Raw genomic sequence first — 13,595 nt, 5'->3', positions numbered from 1 at the left:
AAGATAATAACAACAGTTCAACAGATTCCAATAAAAAAGACACTTCCAGCTCCAATTCTGGAAACTCTGGAAACAGCGGTTCCGACAAGCCGAGCCAGCCTGCTCACCAGCATTCGTGGAAACAGCACACCGCACAGAAGTGGGTGTCCAACATGGTGACGGTTCCCGACTATGAAACTCAGAAAGTGCCTGTAGGCAATCGTTACATCTTCTTCTACGACGGTTACACAACGGATAACATCAACGACGCTAAAGCTCACGCTAAAGAACTTATTCTTGCGGGCGTCGACGACGGTTACCGTACGGAAACCATCTACGAAACAAAACAGGTTCAGGTCGGTTCCCATCAGGAAGACCATGGTCACAACGAGACCTATGTCGACTACGAATACTGCGACTGCGGTGCCCGCCGTTAATTACAGTACTTCACGAATATAAAAAATCAAGGGATATTTCAATACGAATGAATGAAATATCCCTTTTGTATATTCTGTTTATGTCAATCCTAACTTTTCGAGTACCTGCGGTATAGGGATTGGCATATTTTTAGTTTGTCATAAACAAGGCTCTTCGTTTGTAGTAAATGTGTAGTAAAACTCAACTGTTTTTCCTCTCAAAGTGGCTTAAGCCCTTGATTTTCCGCCACTTTTGAGAAAGTATTTAATTTTTGAAGTGAAATATTATTCATATTTGAGTTGTGAATAAATTTATAATGATTAAAGATGAAAAAAATAGCTTAACATTCAATTCATATGGGTGTATTATAGTAAAAAAGGTGATAAATATGGATAGAATTGAAAAAAGAATAGCAATTTTGTATGGTTTAAGAAGAAATCGAATCAATCAATTACTAGAATCATATCATTTAACTTATGAAGATTATGAAATTATTTTAGCTTTACACTATGCTGAAGGATTATCAGTAGAAGAAATAGAAGCTGAAACAAAGATTGATTTAAGATTATTAAAGCTTATTTTAAAACATTTAGTAGAAAAGAATTTTATTGAAATCAAGGATGATAAACTATTTTTAAGTGAAGATACACAAAAAATATATCCACAAATCAAACGAGCAATTAAAGATAATAATGATGAACTTATTAAATCACTTACATTGGATGAATTTCATGATATTATCGAAAAATTAGATAGATTAATTGAATGTTATGAATAGGGGAAAATCTTTTTTAAGATTCGCCCTTTTTTTGCTTTTGTATATAAAAAGCGATATAATTATCTTAATAAAGATATTCCAAAGAGGTGATTTTCATGGATTTAAAGAAAAAAATACTTATTATTGTACTAGTGATTGGAGTATTTTTATGTAGTTTTACTATCTTAATTGTGACTTATCGTAATAAACTAGAAAATGCCTTTGATGTTTTAGCTTCTAAAAATCTAGAATCTTTTAATGAAACACAAAAAGTAGAATTAGAAGCTCATATCCAAGATGTTCATAATACAATGAATTCAGTTATATTTGATACACCTAAGAATCAAAAGGAAATTTTAGAAAAAATAGCTCATGTAGAATCATTGCATTTAAATTATGAAATTCATTATTTATCTTCACAACAATTAGCTTTATATACTGATCAAAAAGATAAAGAATTTTTATCAAATTTAAAACTTAATGATTTTATATTAAAAGAGTATCAAAATAAAAATGAAAAATCAAAATTCATTGTTATGTTAACACCTATTTATATAAATCAAAAAATGAGTGGAATTATTTATTCTTTATTAGAAGTAGAAAACTTATTATCTACTTCACAATCAGGTTTTTTAAGAAATGATATAGAGTGGTATTTATTGACAAATGAAGGAAGAACAGTTACAAATGATTCAATTGCTCTTATCGATAACTTAAAGTCAGTTACTCAAGAAACAGAAACTATAGATTCAATTATCAATGACTTAAAAAATAATAAATCAGGAAGTCAAGTTCTAAAATTAGATAATGAAAAATATTATGCTGCTTACTTGCCTTTAGCACATAATGACTGGTATTTATTTTCCATGACAAATAGTCATGAATTAGATGAATTGATGTCAAGTTTATCTTATGAATCAGGAGTTTTAACAAGTATAGTCTTTACTTTTATAGGGATTACTTTAATAGCATTACTTTATTTTGTATATCATGATCAAAAGAAAAAGAATTTAAATGAAAAACGTTTTCAATTGCTTGCTAATTTTAGTGATGTCGTTGTTGCTGAATATGATATTAAAAAAGATATTTTGAAATTTACTTCTAATGCTAAAAAAATGTTAAATCTTGAGCATCTTGTTTTCCATAACTTTAGAAGCATTATTCGTCAAAGTGATCTGATACATCCTGATGATTATTTAACAGTTTTAAATACATTTGAAAAGATGAGCCAAGGAGAAGTGAATGATCCTTATGAAGTGAGAATGAAGTTTTCTGATGGAATGTATAAATGGTGCAAGATTGATTATGCATTGTTATTTGATGATAATAAAAAGAGTGTAAAACCAGTAGGGATTGTTTATAAGATTACTGATAATTCAAAGGAACATGCTATGGTTGAAGAATTACAGGAAAAATCAAGACGAGATGATTTAACAGGGCTTTATTTGAAAAATAGTTTTGTAGAGTTGGTACAACAATTATTGAAAGAAAATCAATTAGGAACTTTTATTATCTTAGATTTAGATGATTTTAAATGTATTAATGATGAGTATGGACATACGGTTGGAGATAAATGTTTACTCGCATTTGCTGATATTTTGAAATCTCAATTTAGAGAAGATGATATCTTAGGGCGTTATGGTGGCGATGAGTTTGAAATTTTTGCTAGAGGTTTAACAGATAAACAAGTTCTTTTAGAAAAACTAGAGACTTTGATGAAAAAACTTAATGAGATTCATATTCAAGATATTTCATTAAAGTGTAGTATAGGAGCAACGATTGTAAAGGAAGATATGCTTTATGCGGATATTTTCAATCAAAGTGATGAAGCTTTATATGAGGCTAAAAAAATTGGTAAAAACCAATATATTATTAAGGAATAAGGGAAAAGATAAATTTATCTTTTCCTTTTCATTCAAAATATGAAACAAACTTTCTTTCTTGAATGATTTATCTTATACTTGTTAAAGAGGTGAGAATATGGGAAGAAAAGCAATATTTTTAGATGTTGATGGAACATTGACTTTACCTAATGGACAAGTTTCTCCAAAAGTAGAAGAAGCTATTTCAAAAGTCAGAAAGAATGGTCATTATGTATTTTTATGTACAGGTAGAAATAAAGCGGGGGTTCGTGCATTAATGCCGATTGGTTTTGATGGGATTATTTGTAGTGCAGGTGGGTATATTGAAATGAATGGAGATAAAGTTTATGAATCTTCACTAAGTCAAGAGGATCTCCAACTAGCAAGAGATGTTTTTGATCAACATCATATTATGTATAATCTTGAAGCAACACATATGACTTTTCAGGATGAAGAAATGAATAAAGAATTTATTAAGCATCGTTTAACTGATGAAAGATTAAATTCAGAAATGATTAGATTATTAAATGAACAAAAAGATCGTTTTAACATTCATTCATTAGAAGAATATGAAAACAATCCTCAACCTATTCAAAAATTATGTTTTATGTGTGATGATATACAAAAACTAGAAAAACCAAAAGAAATATTATCAGAAAAATTTAATTTCATTATTCATGAAATCTTTTCTCAAGATGTTATTAATGGGGAGATTATTATCAAAGGAACAAATAAAGGAAATGCAGTTCAATTTGTTACTGAAAAACTTGGTTTATCATTAGAAGATACAATTGGTTTTGGTGATAGTATGAATGATTATGAAATGATTAAAGTTTGTCATCATGCTGTAGTGATGGGAAATGGTGTTAAAGAATTGAAACAGTATGCATCATCAATTTGTGAAAGTGTTGAAGATGATGGAATTTATCATGAATTAAAAAGATTAGGATTATTAAACTAAAAGAGAGCCTTATGCATCAAGGCTCTCTTTATAAATATCAAATGAACTAGCAACTAAGAGATATAAGAATCCCGTTTGGACAAAGAAGATTGTATAATCCAACATTCCATGAATAAAAATCATAATCGTAAAAGCAACCATTAAGGCAACAAGTGATTTATCAATATTCTTTTTCCATAAGCGATATAATCTTTTTATATTTTCAGCAATAAATGGTGCAATTGTTAATAATCCAACAACCCCAAAACAAAGCACTGGATCTAAGTAAATACTATGAGCATGCTCTGTAGGATGACCGTGATATAAAGGATAGATATGTATATATGTCATAGGACCTTCTCCAAATAAAGGATGTGTCTTAATATTAGCAATCGCAACTTCCCAAATATTTTGACGAGTCATAAAATAAGCAACAATATTATCAACTCTAGGGAATTTCGATGGATTAAAGATAAAATAAATACAAACTAACATCATACATGCAAATATACATGCACAAGTTCTATAGCGTTTATCAATAATCAACATAATCAATATCCCTCCAGCAATAGCTGGCCATGCTGTACGACATGCTGTTAACAATAACATAAATAAATTAATCGCAATAATACAAACATAATATAGGAATTTTTTAAAATTCTTTCTTATACTTGGTAATTTTAAGATCTTATAAAATGCTAAACATACAAAGAATTCAATCATCATTGCATAATAGTTTGCATTAAAGAAAACAGAATTAATACGATCTTGTGGTTTATTAAAAATAACAATTTCTAATTGATCAATATTAACTTTATTTAAAATACCAATATATTCAATCAACCCATAAAAAGCTGCAAAAGCACTTAAAACAATAATACAATCAACAATAAATTCAAATAACTCACTTGTAATATGAATACGATAATATAAAAGAAAAGATAAAATTGCTAAAATTCCAATACTACAAGCAGCACCATAAAAATTTTGATACAACAAAGAAACAATTAAGCTCAACCCACAAAAATAAATAATATAACGACTCTTAGGAATCTGTCGATAAGCTTCCTGAATTTCTCCTTTCCATAAAAGACGTAGTGTTAAAAAGATTAAAACTGCACCACACATATAAAAAGGAAGAAACAATGATAATATCGCTACCACAATATATCTTTGATGATGATTAAAATGTTCTTTGAGATAATCTATTCCAAAAATAATAAACACCTCCCAAAAATGCACCTTTATTTTACAACATTTCTAAATTTATGTATACTATAAAAAGTCAACATAACAAAAATGTAAGAAATAAATTGACGGAAAGAGGACAAAATGTACAAATATCTATATATTTATAACTATTCACCCCATGAACAAGAGCTTTGTGAAATGGAATTTAGACAAATATTTCATACTCAAATGAAATCAAAATATTATTTTACGAATCAATTCTTTGATTATACGAGAAGTGTTTTTATCAAAGGAAGATTGGATATCTTTCAATCATCACAAAACTTTGATGAAATTGTTGCTTATATCGAACAAGCAAAATTATGTTACTATGATTTTAAGGTCATATATCTAAAAAATGAAATAACACATGTACATTATCAAGAAACGATTGAAAACTGTAAAAGAGTTGCTTTACCGATTGACGGCTCTGTTAATATGCAAAATCCTAAAGTTGTTTTTGCAATAACCAAAATAGAAGATACATGGTATTTTGGAATTTATCATGATGAAGTGAATTGGAGTGATCATTATGAAAAGCCACATTCTTATTCTCATTCTTTAAATTTAAGAGATGCAAGAACAATCGTTAATATAGCAGTTGGAAATGATTTATCTTTAAAAGTCATTGATCCTTGTTGTGGAGTAGGAACTGTTGTTTTAGAAGCTTTAAGTATGGGAATTGATATTGAAGGATATGATATTAATCGTTATGTTTCTTATCAGGCAAGACTTAATTTAGAACATTATGGTTATGATCCATTAGTAATACAAAAACAAGATATGTTAACGATTGATAAAAAATATGATGTGACGATAATAGATATTCCTTATGGTGTCTATAGTCCTTTTTCCTATGAACAACAACTTGAACTTTTAAAAGGAACATTATCATTAGCTCCAAAGCTTTTACTTGTTTCACATATTCCTATGAATCAAGAATTAGAGACTATGGGATATACCATTTTAGATCGGGCAATGATTAAAAAAGGAAATTTTCAAAGATACATGACGCTATGCTTTCAAAAAGCGATATAATTCGTTATAATAAAAGCGAGGTGAGGGGAATGAAGCATATTTTTATGATGAAATATACAAAAAAACATCATGATTTTGAGAGTTGTATTCATGAGGTTATGAGTGGATATGATTATGAGGTTGTTTATCGTAACTGTTTGGCTGATAGTCAAAAATATGTAAGAAATGTAAAAGAAAAGGCAAGATTTTATATAGCTGGTGGGGATGGTACAATTCATGGCTTGATTCAATGTTTGATTGATACTGAACATGAGATTGTCGTTTTACCAATGGGAACAGGAAATGATTTTTGTCGGACTCTAACATCCATGAAAAAACCAAAGAAAATTCTTGAAGAATCTTTGCAATATGGAACACAAAAAGTCGACGCTATTGCTTTAAATGATACATATTATATCAATGCTGCTTGTTTTGGGTTAGACAGTGTAATTGCTAATCACGTGCATGATACCCCTAATATTCCACTTGTACCAGATTCAAAAAGCTATATCATATCGATTTTACAAAATACAATGAAATATAAAGATCATAGTGTCACTATTTATAGTGATGGAAAATTATTGTATCAAGGCAATATGATTTTATGTACTTTGAATAATGCACAATATTATGGTGGGGGATTTCAAATTATTCCACATGCTGATATTCAAGATGGTTATATGGATATTTGTGTTGTTGATCAAGTACCGAAATGGAAGATTCCCTATATGGTTGAACGTTTAGTAAGACATAAATTAAATGGGCGTAAAGATGTTCATTATTTCCGGGTAAAAAATGCAAAAGTCATTTGTCAATATGCTTGTAATATTGATGGTGAAGAAAAACAATATGATCATTATGATTTTCAAATCAAACCAGAGTGTTTAAATATTGTAACATTTAAAAAACCAAGCAATTAAGCTTGGTTTTCATATTCTTCAGCAAAGAAAACTTGATGCCATAAAGAGAAACAATAAACAGTCCAAATCTTCTTATAATAATCATGTTTTTGATTTTTGTGATCTTCTAACATAGAAATTAATTTTTGATCATCAAATAATTTTTTAATAATTGGAGTTTGTAAACCAGCATAGACTTTTTGATAAAGATCTTCTTCTCTCATCCATTCTCTTAAAGGGACTGGGAATCCAAGTTTCTTTTTCTTATAAGCTTCATTAGGAATGACTTTTCTAGCTGCTTCTCTTAATAAAACTTTGGTATTTTCAGGAGTTACTTTCTGATTATCTTTTAACATACTTGCTACATGAAAGACTTCTTTATCAGTAAAAGGAACACGACTTTCAATTGAATGCGCCATTGTCATCTTATCACCTTTTTGTAAGATATCTTTAATAAACCATGTTTGTAAATCAAAAGCTTGTCTTTTTTGAATATTTGTAGCATGCCCTTGATTTTTAAAGATATCACCAACAATTTCCTGATGAGAATGGAAATGACTTGTATCTCTTAATAAATGCTTACAATCATTTTCAGAGAATACAGGATTAACACCTACATAATAATCTTCAACACGTTCACCATTTCTAATCAAGAAAGGAATACCTTTGACAGTTGGTAAATGTTTACAGATTTTAGAAATCAAATGGCGAATCCCAAAAGGAATCTTACCATAGAATCCACTATCAATATCTCCACGATATGTATTATATCCACCAAAGAACTCATCAGCCCCTTCACCAGATAAAACAACTTTAACATCATGACTAGCAAGTTCACTCACAAAATACAAGGCAACAGCAGCTGGATCAGCTGTTGGTTCATCTAAGTGATACATAATTTTTGGTAAAACATTTAAATATTCTTCTTTACTAATAATCTTACTCTTATTTTCAATACCTAATTGTTGTGTTAAATCTTTAGCATAACCAATTTCATTATATCTTTCATCATTATATCCAACAGTATAAGTATGTTGTGGTCTTGCAAGTGAAACAAGATAAGATGAATCAATACCACTACTTAAAAATGATCCAACTTCAACATCCGCAAGTAAATGGTGTTTGACTGAATCTTTCATAATTTGATCAATAGCTTCAACCATTTCTTGATTACTCTTGTATTGATCAGCAAATTGAATAGAATAATAACGTTTCATTTCAATCTTTTGATCTTTATAAATAAAATAATGTCCAGGTAACAACTGTTTTACATTCTTAAAGAATGTATTTTCACCAGATACAAAATTCATTTTTAAATAAATATCCAAAACATCTGTATTTAATTCTTTCTTAAAATCAGGATGATCTAAGAAACTCTTAATTTCACTACCAAATAACAAATGTTCTTTATCGTAGTAATAATAAAAAGGTTTAATTCCAAAATGATCTCTAGCACAGAATAATTCATGAGTTGAAGTATCATATAAAGCAAAAGCAAACATACCTCTTAAATAATTCACAATTTCATAACGATATTCTTCAAAACCATGTAACAATACTTCTGTATCACTATTAGTTTTAAAATGATGACCTTTTTCTTCTAATTCTTTTCTTAATTCTAAATAGTTATATATCTCCCCATTAAAAACAACTACAAGATGATTTGTTTTCATAGGTTGATTCCCACCGGCTAAATCAATAATAGATAAACGACGATGCCCTAAAGCAACATTTTCATCAATATATTGACCTTCACCATCAGGTCCTCTATGCGCAATACGCTCCATCATTTTCTTTAAGACTTCAGGAGCATTTTCATTAACTGGAGCAAATCCTACTATTCCACACATTTATATCACATCCTTTGCGAAAGCATTATACCATTTTTTTTAGACTAGGTGTAAAAAATATTAAAAATAAATGAAAAGAGGATTTTACTCCTCATTAACATCAACATACAACTCTACATAACCACATGATTTACAAACAGCAGCCTTTAAGGGAAATTCCTTTTTTTTAAGATCCTCTTTCTTTTCCACAACAACAAAATCACTAATTGCTTGAGCCGTATCTTTGACATAACAATCTTCTTTCATTTCCTTATGACACCTTGGACATTTTCTCACTTTTCTTCACCTCTACATATTATTATACAGAAAATAAAACTTAAAACAAACATCAAAAAGAAAATATATAAAATCTTTTACAAAAGGGATAATATGATATAATCAATGTAATATAAGGAGAAGCAAATGAATACAAAAATTTATGAATTTGATGCAGTTATTCAAAAAGTTCCCAATATAGATGGAGCTTATATAGAATTTCCCTATGATGTTAAAAAAGAATTTGGCAAAGGACGAGTGAAAGTCACAGTAACTTTTGATCATGTTATTTATCAAGGGAGTTTAGTACGAATGAAAACACCAGGGCATATTATTGGGTTACGTAAAGATATACGTGCGCAAATTCAAAAACAGCCTGGAGATATTGTTCATGTGAAAATTCAAGAAAGAGAATGATAGGTATGAAATTATTGTTGATATATTTGGTGATTATGAATGTGATTGGTTTTATAATGATGGCAGTGGATAAATATAAAGCTAAACATCATGCATGGCGTATAAATGAAAAGTCATTTTTCTTGATTAGTCTTATAGGTGGAAGTTTAGGGACAATCATAGGAATGTATACTTTTCATCATAAGACAAAACATTGGTATTTTGTTTATGGATTACCAATTATTTTGTTAGGACAAGTGGGATTATGGATTCTATATCTTAGGTGTTTATAAGATGAGAATGATTGTGGAGGTCAAGCTTGCTTTTATAAATAAAAAGTGTTAATCTAAAGGTAGTTATATGACTGACGGAAGTGGAATTGACCACAGGAAATATAATGTTAAGAGCCGACCGTCTGGGCAAAGAGTCCAGATTGCGGCTCTTTTTCAATAAATCGTTGAGGAGGAAAAATAATGAAGGAGTTAGAATTAAAGTATGGATGTAATCCTAATCAAAAACCAGCAAGGGTTTATATGAAAGATGGTGAATTACCTATTCAAATCTTAAATGGAAAAGCTGGGTATATTAACTTATTGGATGCATTCAATAGCTGGCAATTGGTTAAAGAATTAAAAGAAGCTACAGGATTACCTAGTGCTGCAAGTTTTAAGCATGTTTCTCCAGCTGGAGCGGCTGTATATGTTCCATTAGATGAGACATTAGAAAAGATTTATTTTACTGAAGGTTTAAAATTATCTCCGATTGCTGTGGCATATGTGAGAGCACGTGGAAGTGATCGTATGTCTAGTTATGGTGACTTTGCAGCTTTAAGTGATGAATGTGATGAATCATGTGCAAGATATTTGTCAAGAGAGGTGAGTGATGGAGTTATTGCTCCTTCTTATACAAAAGAAGCCTTAGAGATTTTAAAGAAAAAGAAAAAAGGAAATTATTTGATAATTCAAATTGATCCTGATTATGTACCTAATGAGATTGAAACAAAAGATGTTTTTGGTATAACTTTTGAACAAGGAAGAAACAATGCAAAAATCACAGAAGATTTATTTGAAGATATTCCAACACAAAATAAAGAATTACCTAAAGGGGCAAAACGAGATTTATTAATCTCAATGATTACTTTAAAATATACCCAATCCAATTCAGTATGCTATGTGAAAGATGGACAAGCAATAGGGATTGGAGCTGGTCAACAATCACGTATTCATTGTACAAGACTTGCTGGTAGTAAAGCTGATACTTGGTATTTACGCCAACATCCAAAAGTTTTAAACTTACCATTTAAAGATAAGATTCGTCGTGCTGATCGTGATAATACAATTGATGTCTATATGTCAGATGATTATGAAGATGTCTTAAGTGATGGAATGTGGCAACAGTTTTTTACTGAACAGCCAACCCCTCTTACTAGAGAAGAAAAGAAAGAATGGTTAGCCACTTTAACTGATGTTTCTTTAGGTTCAGATGCGTTCTTCCCATTTGGGGATAATATTGAACGCGCATATAAAAGTGGAGTGAAATATGTAGCTCAGGCAGGTGGAAGCATTAGAGATGACCATGTGATTGAAACTTGTGATAAATATCAGATTGTTATGGCTTGTACACATCTTCGTTTATTTCATCATTAAAAAATATCTTTGAAAATTTTGTTATAGATATTATAATTGGGATAGGAATATATTTTGGCATAGGAGAATGAGTATGGATGAAAAATTAATGATGATAAAAGCGCTGTGTCTTAAAGAAACGAGTAAGGATCCAATAGAAATTGCTGTGAAAATGATGAAGAATGAAATGATTCATATGCATGGACCAGAACATCATATTTTAGATGGTTCAGCTTTATTGACTGCAATTCATAATGTTGAACCAAGTTTTGATTTAGCGACGGCTTTAGATGAACTTGCAAATCGTGGCTTAAAGATGCCAGGGGCAACATGTGGACAATGGGGAATATGCGGTTCGGCTTCATCAATAGGGGCAGCTTTAGCAATTATTCATGATACTGGACCTTTATCAAATAATGAATATTATAAGGATAATATGCGTCTAACTTCACAAGCTTTAAGTCATATTGGTGAAATTGGTGGACCAAGATGTTGTAAGAGAAATGCTTTTCTTTCTTTACAAACAGCGATAGCTTTTGTGAAGGATAAATATGGTATCGAATTAGCAAGTCATCAAGTTGAATGTGAATTTTCTCATAGAAATAAACAATGTATCAAAGAACGTTGTCCCTTTCATAAAAAATAATAAAAAGGAAATAAGCCCATGATATCTAGCAAATGAGCTTGTTTCCTTTTTTCTAACATCAAAAAACCGTTATTTTCCATTTTTTTAGACAGAATATGTGTTATAATGAGGACAGGATGGTGATAAGATGATAAAACTCGAAAATGTTACAAAAGTTTATAAAACTGGCGTAAGAGCCGTTAACAATATGAATGTCAATATTGGTCCTGGTGAATTTGTTTATGTAATTGGACCTACTGGAGCAGGAAAATCTACTTTTATTAAGTTATTATATAGAGAAGAAAAAGCAACTTCTGGTAAAGTTATTGTTGCTGGAGAGGATGTTTCTAAGATTAAAGATCGTAAGGTTCCTTATTTTAGAAGAAATATCGGAATTGTCTTTCAAAACTTTAGACTTTTACCAAAAAAGACTGTTTTTGAAAACATTGCTTTTGCTTTAGAGGTAACTGATACACCTAAAGTAGAAATTAGAAAAAAGGTCAGAAGAACATTAGAACTTGTTGGTCTTGAAGATAAAGCTAATGCTTTTCCACATGAATTATCTGGTGGACAACAACAACGTGTTGCAATCGCAAGAGCTATCGTTAATAATCCTAAAGTTTTAATTGCTGATGAACCAACAGGAAACCTTGATCCTGATACATCTGTAGAAATCATTGAACTTCTAGAACGGATTAATGAAGTGAATCATACAACAATCTTAGTTGTTACGCATGATAAAGAAATTGTTCAAAAATACAAGAAAAGAACAATCTTAATTGAAGATGGATGCATTAAAACAGATACAAGTGTAGGAGGTTATGTAGATGGAGTTCATTAGTTGTGTAAAAAACTTTCCAAAACACTGTAAAACAGCTTTTCAAAATATTTGGAGAAATGGTGTTATGTCTGTTTCATCTATTTTTGCTGTGACAATTACATTGATTTTGATTGCTGTGATTGGTGTTATTGCGATTAATATTCAAGATATGACTTATAGTATTGAAGATAATTTAACGATTTATGCCAAGGTTGATCGTGAATTAACAGATAAACAAGCACAAAAAATTCAACCACAAATTGAAAAAATTGCAGGAGTTAAAAAAGTTACATTTTCTTCTAAAGCAGATGAATTAGATAAAATGATTGCTCAACAAGATGATGATGGTAAAAAATTATTTGAAACATATCGTAAGAACAATCCTCTTGGTGCAGCTTTTGTTGTAGAAGTAAAAGATGCCAAACATATTGATAATGTTGCGAGTCAGATTGGTGATATTGAACATATCAATGAACCTCAATATGGTGGAAGTTCAACAAATTCATTAGTCAACAGTTTAGAGGCTGTGCGTAATGGAGGAGCTATCTTTGTTGTCGGGTTAACTGTAGTAGCTTTATTTATGATTGCGAATACAATTAAGATTACAATTACTTCAAGACAAACAGAAATAAGCATTATGCGTATGGTTGGAGCAAGCAACTGGTATATTCGTTTGCCATATATGTTAGAAGGAATCTTTATTGGAATTATTGGAGCAATTATTCCTATCTTAGTTGTTTATTTTGGTTATAATTTCTTCTATGAGAGTGCTTCAACATTTTTACCTGTGATGTTTTCTTTAAGAGAACCTTATCCATTTATCTGGCAATGTGCTGGTTTATTAGTTGGATTAGGTAGTGGTGTTGGTTTAATTGGAAGTTTTGTTTCAGTAAGAAAATTCTTGAAATTCTAGATGAGTCTAT

At 30.0% G+C, this 13,595-nt stretch carries 15 protein-coding genes and 1 riboswitch; of the genes, 12 read left to right on the top strand and 3 right to left on the bottom strand.

Going from position 1 to position 13,595, the window contains the following annotated elements; genetic code table 11:
* The 4 genes from EDD60_RS16115 to EDD60_RS11550 all read left to right on the top strand — a co-directional run.
* The coding region (locus EDD60_RS16115) for a hypothetical protein (protein WP_207905322.1) at nucleotides 1–416 on the top strand (416 nt) is incomplete at its 5' end.
* A 368-nt stretch (nucleotides 417–784) separates the two neighbouring features.
* Nucleotides 785–1,174 (top strand): MarR family winged helix-turn-helix transcriptional regulator, encoded by a 390-nt coding sequence (locus EDD60_RS11560; RefSeq protein WP_066444268.1) that lies wholly within the window; start codon nucleotides 785–787, stop codon nucleotides 1,172–1,174.
* Between the two features lie 95 nt (nucleotides 1,175–1,269).
* Entirely contained in the window at nucleotides 1,270–3,036 is a 1,767-nt protein-coding gene (locus EDD60_RS11555; RefSeq protein ID WP_066444270.1) for a diguanylate cyclase, read from the top strand.
* A gap of 97 nt (nucleotides 3,037–3,133) precedes the next feature.
* Nucleotides 3,134–3,976 carry a Cof-type HAD-IIB family hydrolase gene (locus tag EDD60_RS11550; protein ID WP_066444272.1) on the top strand — a complete coding sequence of 281 codons (843 nt, stop codon included), beginning with the start codon at nucleotides 3,134–3,136 and terminating at the stop codon, nucleotides 3,974–3,976.
* Between the two features lie 9 nt (nucleotides 3,977–3,985).
* On the opposite strand, the gene EDD60_RS11545 is transcribed toward EDD60_RS11550, so the two are convergent.
* On the bottom strand, nucleotides 3,986–5,182 hold the full coding sequence (locus EDD60_RS11545) for an O-antigen ligase family protein (RefSeq protein ID WP_066444273.1): 1,197 nt from the start codon (nucleotides 5,180–5,182) through the stop codon (nucleotides 3,986–3,988).
* 105 nt (nucleotides 5,183–5,287) lie between these two features.
* Here EDD60_RS11545 and EDD60_RS11540 point away from each other — a divergent pair, with 105 nt between their 5' ends.
* Together EDD60_RS11540 and EDD60_RS11535 are read left to right on the top strand one after the other, a co-directional pair.
* The gene (locus EDD60_RS11540; RefSeq protein ID WP_066444274.1) at nucleotides 5,288–6,223 is read left to right on the top strand and encodes a TRM11 family SAM-dependent methyltransferase; all 936 of its coding nucleotides are present in this window, start codon (nucleotides 5,288–5,290) and stop codon (nucleotides 6,221–6,223) included.
* 29 nt (nucleotides 6,224–6,252) lie between these two features.
* Nucleotides 6,253–7,122 (top strand): diacylglycerol/lipid kinase family protein, encoded by an 870-nt coding sequence (locus EDD60_RS11535; protein WP_066444275.1) that lies wholly within the window; start codon nucleotides 6,253–6,255, stop codon nucleotides 7,120–7,122.
* Here the strand turns inward: EDD60_RS11535 and asnB are convergent.
* Nucleotides 7,119–8,951 carry an asparagine synthase (glutamine-hydrolyzing) gene (gene asnB / locus EDD60_RS11530; RefSeq protein WP_066444282.1) on the bottom strand — a complete coding sequence of 611 codons (1,833 nt, stop codon included), beginning with the start codon at nucleotides 8,949–8,951 and terminating at the stop codon, nucleotides 7,119–7,121. The two genes, EDD60_RS11535 and asnB, sit on opposite strands and share 4 nt — an antisense overlap.
* Nucleotides 8,952–9,035: 84 nt before the next feature.
* Nucleotides 9,036–9,197: a hypothetical protein gene (locus tag EDD60_RS11525; RefSeq protein WP_229105374.1), complete on the bottom strand. Its 162-nt coding sequence runs from the start codon at nucleotides 9,195–9,197 to the stop codon at nucleotides 9,036–9,038.
* A gap of 156 nt (nucleotides 9,198–9,353) precedes the next feature.
* On the opposite strand from EDD60_RS11525, the gene EDD60_RS11520 reads away from it, so the two are divergent.
* From EDD60_RS11520 to ftsX, 6 genes are all read left to right on the top strand, one after another.
* Entirely contained in the window at nucleotides 9,354–9,623 is a 270-nt protein-coding gene (locus EDD60_RS11520) for a DUF1905 domain-containing protein (protein ID WP_066444289.1), read from the top strand.
* A gap of 5 nt (nucleotides 9,624–9,628) precedes the next feature.
* Nucleotides 9,629–9,895, top strand: coding sequence for a DUF1294 domain-containing protein (locus tag EDD60_RS11515; RefSeq protein ID WP_066444441.1), 267 nt, complete (start codon nucleotides 9,629–9,631; stop codon nucleotides 9,893–9,895).
* Nucleotides 9,896–9,952: 57 nt separating this feature from the next.
* Nucleotides 9,953–10,030, top strand: a riboswitch (ZMP/ZTP riboswitch).
* A 45-nt stretch (nucleotides 10,031–10,075) separates the two neighbouring features.
* Nucleotides 10,076–11,248 (top strand): phosphoribosylaminoimidazolecarboxamide formyltransferase, encoded by a 1,173-nt coding sequence (locus EDD60_RS11510; RefSeq protein WP_082787328.1) that lies wholly within the window; start codon nucleotides 10,076–10,078, stop codon nucleotides 11,246–11,248.
* Nucleotides 11,249–11,321: 73 nt separating this feature from the next.
* Nucleotides 11,322–11,873, top strand: coding sequence for a DUF5714 domain-containing protein (locus EDD60_RS11505; RefSeq protein ID WP_066444292.1), 552 nt, complete (start codon nucleotides 11,322–11,324; stop codon nucleotides 11,871–11,873).
* Nucleotides 11,874–12,000: 127 nt separating this feature from the next.
* The gene (gene ftsE, locus EDD60_RS11500) at nucleotides 12,001–12,693 is read left to right on the top strand and encodes a cell division ATP-binding protein FtsE (protein WP_066444293.1); all 693 of its coding nucleotides are present in this window, start codon (nucleotides 12,001–12,003) and stop codon (nucleotides 12,691–12,693) included.
* Nucleotides 12,680–13,585 carry a permease-like cell division protein FtsX gene (gene ftsX, locus EDD60_RS11495; RefSeq protein WP_066444296.1) on the top strand — a complete coding sequence of 302 codons (906 nt, stop codon included), beginning with the start codon at nucleotides 12,680–12,682 and terminating at the stop codon, nucleotides 13,583–13,585. The genes ftsE and ftsX overlap by 14 nt, the downstream gene beginning before the upstream one ends.
* Nucleotides 13,586–13,595: the final 10 nt, after the last annotated feature.

Source organism: Longibaculum muris, from assembly GCF_004343035.1.
GTDB lineage: Bacteria > Bacillota_I > Bacilli_A > Erysipelotrichales > Coprobacillaceae > Longibaculum > Longibaculum muris.
This window is presented reverse-complemented; position numbering and strand designations above follow the sequence as displayed.

What these genes read in the sequence shown, in the direction of transcription:
- EDD60_RS11560 (WP_066444268.1), top strand. Translation starts at nt 785, where the DNA reads ATGGATAGAATTGAAAAAAGAATAGCAATTTTGTATGGTTTAAGAAGA.
- EDD60_RS11555 (WP_066444270.1), top strand. Translation starts at nt 1,270, where the DNA reads ATGGATTTAAAGAAAAAAATACTTATTATTGTACTAGTGATTGGAGTA.
- EDD60_RS11550 (WP_066444272.1), top strand. Translation starts at nt 3,134, where the DNA reads ATGGGAAGAAAAGCAATATTTTTAGATGTTGATGGAACATTGACTTTA.
- EDD60_RS11540 (WP_066444274.1), top strand. Translation starts at nt 5,288, where the DNA reads ATGTACAAATATCTATATATTTATAACTATTCACCCCATGAACAAGAG.
- EDD60_RS11535 (WP_066444275.1), top strand. Translation starts at nt 6,253, where the DNA reads ATGAAGCATATTTTTATGATGAAATATACAAAAAAACATCATGATTTT.
- asnB (WP_066444282.1), bottom strand. Translation starts at nt 8,951, where the DNA reads ATGTGTGGAATAGTAGGATTTGCTCCAGTTAATGAAAATGCTCCTGAA.
- EDD60_RS11525 (WP_229105374.1), bottom strand. Translation starts at nt 9,197, where the DNA reads ATGAAAGAAGATTGTTATGTCAAAGATACGGCTCAAGCAATTAGTGAT.
- EDD60_RS11520 (WP_066444289.1), top strand. Translation starts at nt 9,354, where the DNA reads ATGAATACAAAAATTTATGAATTTGATGCAGTTATTCAAAAAGTTCCC.
- EDD60_RS11515 (WP_066444441.1), top strand. Translation starts at nt 9,629, where the DNA reads ATGAAATTATTGTTGATATATTTGGTGATTATGAATGTGATTGGTTTT.
- EDD60_RS11510 (WP_082787328.1), top strand. Translation starts at nt 10,076, where the DNA reads ATGAAGGAGTTAGAATTAAAGTATGGATGTAATCCTAATCAAAAACCA.
- EDD60_RS11505 (WP_066444292.1), top strand. Translation starts at nt 11,322, where the DNA reads ATGGATGAAAAATTAATGATGATAAAAGCGCTGTGTCTTAAAGAAACG.
- ftsE (WP_066444293.1), top strand. Translation starts at nt 12,001, where the DNA reads ATGATAAAACTCGAAAATGTTACAAAAGTTTATAAAACTGGCGTAAGA.
- ftsX (WP_066444296.1), top strand. Translation starts at nt 12,680, where the DNA reads ATGGAGTTCATTAGTTGTGTAAAAAACTTTCCAAAACACTGTAAAACA.